Annotated in this window: 12 protein-coding genes; 5 read left to right on the plus strand and 7 right to left on the minus strand. The window is 60.2% G+C overall.

The window, feature by feature from the left end; genetic code table 11:
* Both EN932_RS19825 and EN932_RS19830 read left to right on the plus strand, forming a co-directional pair.
* A partial coding sequence (locus tag EN932_RS19825) for an FAD:protein FMN transferase (protein ID WP_206618947.1) occupies nucleotides 1–412 on the plus strand: 412 nt, incomplete at its 5' end.
* The gene (locus EN932_RS19830; protein ID WP_128368991.1) at nucleotides 409–1,920 is read left to right on the plus strand and encodes an RnfABCDGE type electron transport complex subunit D; all 1,512 of its coding nucleotides are present in this window, start codon (nucleotides 409–411) and stop codon (nucleotides 1,918–1,920) included. The genes EN932_RS19825 and EN932_RS19830, both read left to right, overlap by 4 nt.
* 7 nt (nucleotides 1,921–1,927) lie before the next feature.
* On the opposite strand, the gene EN932_RS19835 is transcribed toward EN932_RS19830, so the two are convergent.
* The 3 genes from EN932_RS19835 to EN932_RS19845 form a co-directional block, all read right to left on the minus strand.
* Nucleotides 1,928–3,190 (minus strand): HAMP domain-containing sensor histidine kinase, encoded by a 1,263-nt coding sequence (locus EN932_RS19835; protein WP_245483296.1) that lies wholly within the window; start codon nucleotides 3,188–3,190, stop codon nucleotides 1,928–1,930.
* A gap of 80 nt (nucleotides 3,191–3,270) precedes the next feature.
* Nucleotides 3,271–3,936: a response regulator transcription factor gene (locus tag EN932_RS19840; protein WP_128368993.1), complete on the minus strand. Its 666-nt coding sequence runs from the start codon at nucleotides 3,934–3,936 to the stop codon at nucleotides 3,271–3,273.
* Nucleotides 3,936–4,280, minus strand: a complete 345-nt coding sequence (locus tag EN932_RS19845; protein WP_245483297.1) for a PepSY domain-containing protein — start codon at nucleotides 4,278–4,280, stop codon at nucleotides 3,936–3,938. The genes EN932_RS19840 and EN932_RS19845 overlap by 1 nt, the downstream gene beginning before the upstream one ends.
* A gap of 109 nt (nucleotides 4,281–4,389) precedes the next feature.
* Between EN932_RS19845 and EN932_RS19850 the strand changes: the two genes are divergently transcribed.
* The 3 genes from EN932_RS19850 (at nucleotide 4,390) to EN932_RS19860 (ending at nucleotide 6,038) form a co-directional block, all read left to right on the plus strand.
* A complete protein-coding gene (locus EN932_RS19850) occupies nucleotides 4,390–4,623 on the plus strand; it encodes a hypothetical protein (RefSeq protein WP_128368994.1) in 234 nt (77 codons plus the stop codon).
* Between the two features lie 120 nt (nucleotides 4,624–4,743).
* Nucleotides 4,744–5,211 (plus strand): DUF2231 domain-containing protein, encoded by a 468-nt coding sequence (locus EN932_RS19855; protein ID WP_128368995.1) that lies wholly within the window; start codon nucleotides 4,744–4,746, stop codon nucleotides 5,209–5,211.
* A 128-nt stretch (nucleotides 5,212–5,339) separates the two neighbouring features.
* A complete protein-coding gene (locus EN932_RS19860) occupies nucleotides 5,340–6,038 on the plus strand; it encodes a CBS domain-containing protein (protein WP_128368996.1) in 699 nt (232 codons plus the stop codon).
* A 109-nt stretch (nucleotides 6,039–6,147) separates the two neighbouring features.
* Here EN932_RS19860 and ccmE read toward each other — a convergent pair whose 3' ends face one another.
* The 4 genes from ccmE to mgtA form a co-directional block, all read right to left on the minus strand.
* Complete coding sequence (gene ccmE, locus EN932_RS19865; RefSeq protein WP_128368997.1) at nucleotides 6,148–6,591, minus strand: cytochrome c maturation protein CcmE; 444 nt, start codon at nucleotides 6,589–6,591, stop codon at nucleotides 6,148–6,150.
* A 140-nt stretch (nucleotides 6,592–6,731) separates the two neighbouring features.
* A complete protein-coding gene (locus EN932_RS19870) occupies nucleotides 6,732–6,995 on the minus strand; it encodes a DUF6455 family protein (RefSeq protein WP_128368998.1) in 264 nt (87 codons plus the stop codon).
* A gap of 62 nt (nucleotides 6,996–7,057) precedes the next feature.
* On the minus strand, nucleotides 7,058–7,531 hold the full coding sequence (locus EN932_RS19875; protein ID WP_128368999.1) for an NUDIX domain-containing protein: 474 nt from the start codon (nucleotides 7,529–7,531) through the stop codon (nucleotides 7,058–7,060).
* Between the two features lie 23 nt (nucleotides 7,532–7,554).
* A partial coding sequence (mgtA, locus tag EN932_RS19880) for a magnesium-translocating P-type ATPase (protein WP_128369000.1) occupies nucleotides 7,555–9,926 on the minus strand: 2,372 nt, incomplete at its 5' end.

A 9,926-nucleotide genomic window follows, 5' to 3' on the forward strand; every position in this document is an offset into this window, starting at 1 on the left:
GCGAGCCGGCATCAGCGATTTCTTCATCGAAGCGGGAGGTGACGTCCAGTCCAGCGGCAAGAATGCCTTGGGCCATGACTGGAGCGTCGGCATCCTCAATCCCTTCAATGCGAATGAGATCGTAAAGATCGTCTATCCCCGAGGTCGCGGTGTCGCAACCTCCGGCACCTATGTCCGCGGTCAACACATCTACAACCCTCATGGTATTGGCAGTCCGATCGAGGACATTGTCAGCCTCACCGTTATCGGCGCCGATGTGCTCGAAGCCGATCGTTTCGCCACCGCAGCCTTCGCCATGGGACGGGACGGCATTCTCTTCATCGAGCAGATGCCTGGCCTGGAGGGCTATCTCGTCGACGCCAATGGCCGCGCCACGCCGACAACCGGGTTCGGAGCCCTTTGCCTGCCATGATCAAAACCATCGACCGTTTCCTCGATCATCTGACAATGTACAGGCTGGTCCTCTACTATCTGATGGCGCTGGTTGGGGCGGCGTTCGTGCTCGGCTTCGTCAAGCTGGTGCCGCATGATCCGATTGCGCTTGCCTTCACGACAGCGCTTGCTCTGGCCGCCTGCTGGATCACCAACAAGGTTTTTGCGCGGATCTTTGCGGTCCCGGCCAACAACGAGTCCGTCTATATCACCGCCCTCATCCTGGCCCTGATCCTCGATCCGGTAGCGATCACGGACATAAAGGGGGTCGCGGCGGTGGCATTCACAGCCGTCTGGGCGATTTCATCCAAGTTCATTCTCGCCGTCGGCCGGAAGCACCTTTTCAATCCGGCTGCACTGGGCGTGGCGCTGTCCGCGCTGCTGCTCGACCAACCGGCCACCTGGTGGGTTGGCGGCAATCTGCCGTTGCTTCCACTCGTGCTCGTTGGCGGCATGCTCATTGTCCGCAAATTGCGCCGGCTTGATCTTGTATCGACCTTTGTGATCGTAGCGCTTGCGACCATTCTGGCAACCAGCGACCCGTCGCAGTACTGGACCGCGTTTGCGGAGACCTTGGGTTCGTCGCCCCTGCTGTTCTTCGCCTTCGTAATGCTGACCGAGCCACTGACGGCGCCGGCGATGCGTTGGGCGCGCATCGTCTTTGCCGCCGTCGTCGGCTTCCTGTTTGCTCCCAACATCCATATCGGCTCGTTCTATTTCACGCCGGAACTGGCGCTGCTTGCCGGCAACCTGTTTGCCTATGCGGCAGGCCCCAAGGGGCGCTTCGTGCTGACCTTGGAACGCATAGAGCAATCGGCCGTCGACAGCTTTGACTTCGTGTTCCGGTCTCCAAGCAAACTCGCCTTCGAGGCCGGACAGTATCTCGAATGGACGCTTGGCCTCGATCGTGCCGACAACCGCGGCAACCGCCGCTATTTCACGGTCGCCTCGGCGCCGACGGAGGAAACAGTCCGTCTCGGTGTCAAGTTCTATCCGCAATCAAGTGCCTTCAAGCGGGAACTAATGGCTATGAAGCCAGGCAGAACGATCCATGCCGCGCAACTGGCCGGCAACTTCACGCTGCCCACCCGGCGTGAAACCAAGATCGCGTTCCTGGCCGGAGGCATCGGCGTCACGCCGTTCCGCTCGATGCTGCAATATCTCATCGACCGCAAGGAGCGGCGACCGATCGTCATCCTCTACGGAACAGAGGGCCAGCAGGACATCGCTTATCGCGACGTGCTTGGCGCGGCCAGGCAGGAACTTGGCATCAAGACGATCCACGCTGTGGCGCGCGGTGCCGAGCGCGGGCAATATCCCGGATACATCGACGAGGGCCTGATACGTCTGGCCATACCCGACTACCTTGAGCGCACATTCTACATTTCCGGCCCGCAGGCGATGGTCAAGGCGCTGCGCCAGAAGCTGTTGGCCATGGGCGTTCGCCGCTCGAAGATTAAGGTCGACTATTTCCCGGGTTTCGCCTGAAGCAGGCTCAACCGTGTCGCGGCAAGGAAATTGTCACGACCAGACCCGGACCGGCGTTGGCCATGGCAAGGCGTCCGCCATAAGCTTCGACGATGTCGGAAACGATGGCAAGGCCAAGACCCCTGCTGCCGCCCCTGCTGTCGAGCTGGACACCACGTGACAGCGCGGACTCGCGATCGGCATCCGGTATACCTGGGCCATCATCAGCAACACTGACGGTCACCTCGTCCCAGGCAGTGGATGCGCCGACACGGACTGAGGATTTTGCATAACGCGCGGCGTTCTCGACAAGATTGCCGAGAATTTCCGACAAGTCGCCTTCGTCGATTGGCGCCCTCAAATCTTCCGCGACGTCCGTGATAAATGACAACTGCTTGCCGCTTGGTGTCCGTTTGACCACGGCAATGACGCCAGCCGCCACGTCCGACACAAGGCAGGATGCCTTGCCGGAGACGCCGGGCGCGAGGCGTGCACGGGCGAGCTCCCGCTCGACATGGCGTCGGATCGCTCCGGCGCTCTTCTCGATCTCGTCGGCCAGCTCTGTTTCGCCTTTTTTCCGCAAGGCGCGGATGTCGGCCGACAGCACTTGGAGTGGTGTCTTGAGGCCATGCGCCAGATCTGTGGCGCGCGAGCGGGCTCGCGCTAGCGCCTTCTCCTGTGCATCGAGAAGACGATTGATTTCGTCCGCGAGCGGCTGCACCTCGCTTGGTGCCACCACATCGAGCCGTGCTGTTCGCTGTGCTATCACGCTTCCAACGGCGGCACGCAAGGTTTCCAGCGGTGCAAGGCCGATGGTGATCTGGATGAAAAACGCGGCCATGAGGACTGCCGCGAGCATCAAGAGAGCCGGAGCAAGGTCGCGGACGTATTCGCTTACAGACACCTCAACGGTTCGATGATCTTCCGCCATGATAGCGCGAAAGGAACGGCCTCCGGCATCGATGATCGTGCGCTCGACCGCAATACTGAGTTCTCCGCCCGGGCCTGTGAACTCCTCGACCGTTCTCAGCCCACCAGTTTCGCTGTGGGCAGGCAGAAGCAGCTTGGCGTCCCACAATGATCGCGAACGCTCAAGGCTGCCGGTAGCGATGTCCTCCACCTGCCAGTAGTAGCCGGAGAGCGGATTGGCAAACCGCGGGTCGGTCAGCACCGGGGTCACGACAAGGCGGCCATCGCTTGTGAAGGTCGTCGCGCCGATCAGTTCGTTGAGGTCGACTGTCAGCTCGCCCACCACGCGCCGCTCGACGTGCAGTTCGAACAGATAGCGCAAGCCGGCGCCGGCGATGCCGAGTGCGACAAGAATCGAGATCGTTGCCGCGAACCACAACCTGAAGCGGATAGAGTTGCTCATCAGGTGGGACCATCGGGCATCAGGTACCCGAACCCGCGTCGTGTTTCGATGACATCGCTGCCGAGCTTCCGCCGCAGCCGTGCAACAATGACCTCGATCGCGTTCGGATCGCGGTCGTTGCCTGAATCGTAAAGATGCTCGGCCAGTTCGGTCGGCGCCACCACCCGCCCTGCGTGATGCATCAGAAACGCCAGGAGCCGGTACTCCAGCGGCGAAAGAGAAACAGGAATGCCACGAAGCGAAATGCGCATCTGGCGCGTGTCCAAGAGCAACGGCCCGGACCTTAACACCGGTGTCGCCTGCCCGGCCGAGCGACGCAGGATCGCCCGCAGCCGGGCGAGCAGTTCTTCCATTTCAAAAGGTTTGGGAAGATAGTCGTCAGCACCGGAATTGATGCCGTCCACGCGTTCGGTCCACATGCCTCTTGCAGTCAGGATGAGAACCGGAAACCGGCGCTCATTGGCCCGCCAACGCTTCAAGACCGTAAGACCATCGAGTTTGGGCAATCCGAGATCCAGAATGGCGGCGTCATAATTCTCGACATCGCCTGCGAACCAGGCAGCTTCACCATCCTTTGCGATATCGACAGCCATTCCGGACGCTTTGAGGGCGGTCGCGATATCGGCAGCGATGCGCGGCTCGTCTTCGGCCAGGAGGATCTTCATCAATCACCCTCCCCATCGCGCATGATGACACCGGCTCCGGCATCGACCTCCACAGTCTTTCGTCGGCCATCGGCACCGACGACCTGGAACCGGTAGACCCATCTGTTGGCTTTGCGGATGAGATCGACCGCAACAATATCGCCAGGAGCCCTGGCACGGACGATGTCCAATATGTTGGCAAGGCCTTTGATTTCGCCGCGCTCGTACAAATCTCGCGCCCGGTCGTGGTCGCCGTCATCGTCCTCATCGGCGCGGGCAGCGAGAGGCATGGCCAGGACAAGTCCAGCGAGACCCAGCACCGCCAGACGCATCAACAGGCTTTTCATCGGCAATGCATGTCGCATGTTGAAGCTTTCAATTTGCTGTCAGTCATCCTCAGCCCACAGCAAGCAAGGGGTCCATATCAGGCATTGTCGCGTCCAATCGTGGCCGCGCCGAGAAGGATACCAGACCATGCGCAATTCCATGCTTGTCTTTGCAGCACTTGCAGGCCTCACAACTTTTGCCCTGCCGGCGGCGGCTGAATCCGACGAAGGATCATGTGGAGCGCCATCGTCCGTTGACCAGTCCGGCCCGATCGACCTGCAGGCCATCCCGATGCAGGACGCCACCACCCCGAAAGCCATCAAGAGTGATGATGATGCGTGTGATGACCGGCAGGGCGATGAGGCCAACGAAAACGACTAGGTCTTCCCTTCGCTGTGCATGGCCACCACAGCACATGACGCTTGCCAATGTCGTGGGCCAAGGCTCGCTGCAAAGCCGGCAAATTATCCAAAGTCCCCTACCAATTTCTGGAGAGTTTTCGTGATCCCCATTCAGCATATCCACCCCATTCTGGTTCATTTTCCTATCGTTCTGATCTACATGCTCGTGGCTATCGACCTTGTGGCGCTGGTTGGCGGCAGCGCCGTCACCAGGAGATCGGGCGCCGGTACGATCTCGACGTTTGTGGCCCTGGCTGCCGGAGTGTTCGCCATTGGGACCTGGTTCTTCGGAGGTCTTGCCCTGGATCATGCCGAGGCGGCCGGCTTCAGCAGTGATATCGCGGAGATCCACGAAAGCCTGGGAGGTATCACTGCCTTTGCCTTCATGATCTGGGGACTTGTGCGGCTCGCCCTTTGGGTGCGGAACCGTGACATGAGGGTTGTAACGATCGCCATCCCTTTGATTGAAGCCGGCGGAGCGATGCTGGTAACCGCGACGGCTTACTATGGTGGACTGCTGGTCTATGAACTTGGCGTGAATGTAGCCAAGAGCGCGATTGCTGGTTGACGGGCATTCGCCCGTAACTTGCGACCTTCCTTTGGACCATTTGCCTTGAGGGTGAAATGATTCAGATCAAGGCGCTTCGTGCAGCTAACTTCTAAGAAGTCGGAGAATTGGAAACTCCGGAGAGCGACATGCAAGCCGAAGCCATTATGAGCAAGCCGGTCATCGCAATAGATCCGTCCGCATCGATCGCCGAGGCGGCCGGATTGATGCTCACCAACAAGATCAGCGGCCTTCCCGTCATTCGCAACGACGGTGCCCTTGTGGGAATCGTCAGTGAAGGTGATTTTCTTCGCCGCAGAGAATTGGGCACGCAGCGCAAGCGCCCACGCTGGCTGGAATTTCTGGTCGGCCCGGGAAGCCTTGCGCAGGAGTATGTCCTCGCCAATGGACGGTTGGTCGAGGAGGTTATGACCGACAGCGTCCTGACCGCTCCTCCCATAGCGTCGATCGAGCAGATCGTCGAACTGATGACCAAGCACCGCGTCAAACGCATCCCAATCGTCGAGCACGGAATGGTCGTTGGCATGATTGCCCGCTCCGATCTGCTCCGCGCGCTGTTGCGTGTTTCGACAAACGCGGCGTCAAACACCGTCAGCGACAACGAGATCCAGCAGAATATTGTCGCGGAGTTCTCGGCACAGAAATGGGCCAATGCCGATTTGATCCGCGTCGTCGTGGAAAATGGCGCGGTCGAACTGAGTGGCGCCATATTTGACGAACGCCAGCGCCAGGCGGCCATTGTCGCCGCGGAAAACGTCGCCGGCGTCAAAATGGTGAAGGACAATCTTTTCTGCGCCGGACCGATGTCCGTGCTCCTGGTTTCCTGAACTGGGGAACCGTGCGTCGCGGGCGCACCGCGCGATCGGTGTAAACCAGGTTGGCGGCCGCTGGCTGCAATCGATTGGTGTCGCGCCGCGCGGCGGCTTTTGCACCCGGCTACTCACCCGTGCTTTCCTGCCAGACGCCCTTGGCCTTGAGCCCGTCGGCCACATCCTTGGGCATATAGCGCTCGTCATGCTTCGCCAGAACACTGTCTGCGACGAATACGCCATCCGGATTGAAGGAGCCCTCGGTGATGACGCCCTGCTCCTCACGGAACAGATCAGGAAGGATACCGATATAGGTGACCTTGACCGATTTTTGCGTGTCGGTGACCGAGAAGGCGACCGTTGCGCCCTGCCCGCGGGTGATACTGCCTTTCTCGACCAAACCGCCCAGCCTGATGCGCTGGCCGGGTTGCACACTGGCAGTGGTCAGCTCGGCTGGCATGTAGAAATAGGAGGCTTTCTGGCCGAGCGCATAAAAGGTCAACCCGGTGGCCGCGCCGAGGAAGGCCAGCCCTCCGCTGATCACAGACAGTCGCTTCTGCTTGCGGGTCACGGCAGGTTACTCCGACGCCGCCACGCCAAACGCAGCGGCGTCGGCGTTAAATCCATTGGTTTTGTCATCATTCACAGCAGTGCTGCAATTGAGCGATGACGTCCGTCGAGCGGCCGCGTCCTGTGTAGGAGCCGCTATCGCTAGCCAGATACGTGTTGCAACCGGGCAATCAGGTCACGGTTGTGGCAATAGTCCGGTGGCTCGCTCGCATGCTCGTGTTCATCGAGCCAGGTCATACATTCGTCCTGATGGCCGCAGGCACGGCAGCGGCTCACCGCCCGATTGGTGACTGCGGCATGGTCTGCCACGACCTTCAGGTGTCTGTCGACGCCGAGCGTCCGCATCATGCGACCCATCAGAGCCGTTCTGGCGTCGACCGAAATCAGGTAATCGAGAAAGCTCATGTTGATCACTCCTGCCTACTCGCCATTATTGCCATGTTGGCGGCAGGTGGCGTTGATCTCGATCAACGGGCTGCGTGGCGCAAAACCGAAGCGGCAAGGCGGTCTAGAAAGGGCCGTTGACCGGCAAGCAGTTTTGCCCGGGCCGGGTCCAGATCCAGCCATGCACTGCGATCCACCTCGGGAAATGACTGCTTGCGGCCGCTGCGTCGTGGCCATTCCATCTCAAACATGTTGCTGCGCAACGTTGCGGTATCGAAATTGCCTTCCAGCGCGAAAGCAGTGATGATTTTGCTCTTTCGCTGGCGCAACTCTCCCAGATTGAGCAGGGCTCCCTTTGGCTCCCAACCTGTCTCTTCCTGGAATTCGCGCCGCGCCGCGGCTTCTGGCAGCTCGCTGTTGTCATACTCGCCCTTGGCGACGGACCAGGCGCCAAGATCGCGGCTTTGCCAGAAAGGGCCGCCCGGATGGACGAGCAGCACCTGCAGCCCATTGCTTGATCTGCGATAGGGCAGAATGCCCGCGCTTCTTTTCATCATCGCCTCAAGCCTCCCGCACCGGTCTATAACCTCGAGTAGGCAGCATGAGGTTTGGAGACTCTATCGATCATCCGCTGCGACTGGCGGCTCTCCCGTCCAAAGAACCAACGCTTGGTCGCCTCCGAGGCCAGGAGATAAAGCGCGGTGATAGCGACAAGCCCGGCAAGCACGGGCAGTGGCAAGGGCACGAAGCCGAACCAGGCAGCAAACGGCAGATAGGGGATCATGATCGCAACAACCCCGACAGCCAACGTAAGCCAGGCAAGCAACGGGCTCGGACGGCTTGCCCAGAAAGCTTTGTGTGTGCGCACAATGAGAACGATCGCAAGCTCCGTCAGCAACGATTCGACAAACCAGCCGGTCTGGAAGGCAGCCGCCGTGGCGTGAGCGACGAACAGCAGGAACGCGAACGTCGCGAAATCGAACAGCGAGCTGACCAGGCCAAAGCTGATCATGAACCGCCGTACAAAACGGATGTCCCAGTGGCGCGGCCGGCGCAGCTGGTCTGGATCCACATTGTCGCTCGCGATCGCCAGAGAAGGCACGTCGGAAAGGAAATTGTTGAGCAGGATCTGCGCTGCCAGAAGCGGCAGGAAAGGCAGGAAAAGCGAGGCAATAGCCATGCTGATCATGTTGCCGAAATTGGCGCTGGTGGTGATGGAGATATACTTCATGGTGTTGGCGAATGTCTTGCGGCCGTCGTCGACGCCGCGCACGAGCACACCCAGATCCTGCTTGAGAAGGATAATGTCGGCGGCCTCGCGCGCGACATCGACAGCGGTGTCGACCGAGATGCCAATATCTGCCTCATGGAGAGCCGGCGCATCATTGATGCCATCACCGAGATAACCAACCACATGCCCCCTGCTCCGCAAGGCCTGAACGATGCGCTCCTTCTGGTTGGGATCGATTTCAACGAAGAGGTCAGTGTGCTGAACGCCTGCAAAGAGCGCGCTCTTGGTCAATTTCGAAAGCGCCTCGCCGGTCATGATCCTGTCGGCGCGTAGGCCGACCGCCTGGGCAAGGTGCGCGGCAACGTAGCGATTGTCGCCCGAAATGACCTTTACCGCGATGCCGCGGTGGGCGAGATCGGCAAGCGTCTCCTTGACGCCTTTCTTGGGCGGGTCGAGGAAAAGCAGGAAGCCCGCGAAGGCGAGATCGATTTCATCAGTCCTGCTAAACGTTTTCCGGCTCTCAAATCGACGGATCGCCACGCCCAGCACGCGGTAGCCGTCCGCGCTCCAGCGCCGGAATTTGTCGTCGATCGCCGCACGGTGCGTTGCATCGAGGGGTTCCAACCCCTTGGCTGTGTGGACGAAGGAGCAGATTTCGAGGACATTTTGTACCGCGCCTTTGGTAATCAGAAGGTCTTCGGTGCTCCGCACAATTACGGATAGACGCTTGCGGATGAAATCATAGGGGATTTCGTCGACCTTGGTGAAGGCGGCCAATGATGCACCCTCGCCCGTCGCACCGGCGATCGCTTCGTCCAGCGGGTTCTTCAATCCGGTCTGCAGGGTCGCGTTGAGACGGGCCCAAAGCAGTATGTCGGCCGACGCATTGCCATCGACATCGAGCCAACCGTCGAGGTGGATCACGCCGTCCGTCAGCGTGCCGGTCTTGTCGGTGCACAGCAGGTCCATGCTGCCCAGGTTTTCGATGGCATCGAGACGGCGCACGATCACGCCGTTGGCCGCCATGGCGCGAGCCCCTCGCGCCAGCGTCACACTGATGATCGCCGGAAGCAGTTCCGGCGTGAGGCCAACCGCCAGTGCCAACGAAAACAGCAGCGATTCAATCAGCGGTCGGTGCAGCATCAAATTGGCAAAGAATACCAGGATGACAATCGCCAGCATGATCTCGGTCATCAGGTAGCCGAACTGTCTTATCCCCCGGGCAAAGCCCGTTTCCGGAATTTTCCGCTCGAGGGCTGCGGCGATCGATGCGAATTCGGTGCGGGCGCCTGTCGCCGCGGCAAGCACGGTTGCAGTACCGCTACGAACCGAAGTGCCCGTGAAGACCGCATTGGTGCGCTGCGCAAGCGAAGCCTCTGGCGTCGACCGCCCCGGTGCCTTCACGACGGGAAAGGTTTCACCGGTCAGCACAGCCTCACTGACATTGAAATCGCGCGCGTCCAGAATGATGCCGTCCGCAGGAATGAGGTTTCCTGCCGAAAGCCGGATCAAGTCGCCCGGCACGATATCTTCGGCAGCAATCGAGCACTCTACGCCATCGCGCAACACTATCGCCTTGCGCGAAATACGCTGTTTCAGTGCTTCGGTCGCCCGTGAAGCACCGTACTCCTGGGTGAAGCTCAGGACGCAGCTTGCCAGAACGATCGCGCCGATGATTACAGCCTCCTGGCCCTCTCTGACGAAAGCCGACACGCTGGCTG

The sequence above is a fragment of the Mesorhizobium sp. M7A.F.Ca.US.002.01.1.1 genome, assembly GCF_004022955.1.
Taxonomy (GTDB): domain Bacteria; phylum Pseudomonadota; class Alphaproteobacteria; order Rhizobiales; family Rhizobiaceae; genus Mesorhizobium; species Mesorhizobium ciceri.

Excerpts from the sequence above, each read along its gene's own strand:
- EN932_RS19845 (WP_245483297.1), bottom strand. The coding sequence starts at position 4,280 with ATGCGACATGCATTGCCGATGAAAAGCCTGTTGATGCGTCTGGCGGTG.
- EN932_RS19860 (WP_128368996.1), top strand. The coding sequence starts at position 5,340 with ATGCAAGCCGAAGCCATTATGAGCAAGCCGGTCATCGCAATAGATCCG.
- EN932_RS19850 (WP_128368994.1), top strand. The coding sequence starts at position 4,390 with ATGCGCAATTCCATGCTTGTCTTTGCAGCACTTGCAGGCCTCACAACT.
- EN932_RS19830 (WP_128368991.1), top strand. The coding sequence starts at position 409 with ATGATCAAAACCATCGACCGTTTCCTCGATCATCTGACAATGTACAGG.
- EN932_RS19870 (WP_128368998.1), bottom strand. The coding sequence starts at position 6,995 with ATGAGCTTTCTCGATTACCTGATTTCGGTCGACGCCAGAACGGCTCTG.
- EN932_RS19875 (WP_128368999.1), bottom strand. The coding sequence starts at position 7,531 with ATGATGAAAAGAAGCGCGGGCATTCTGCCCTATCGCAGATCAAGCAAT.
- EN932_RS19840 (WP_128368993.1), bottom strand. The coding sequence starts at position 3,936 with ATGAAGATCCTCCTGGCCGAAGACGAGCCGCGCATCGCTGCCGATATC.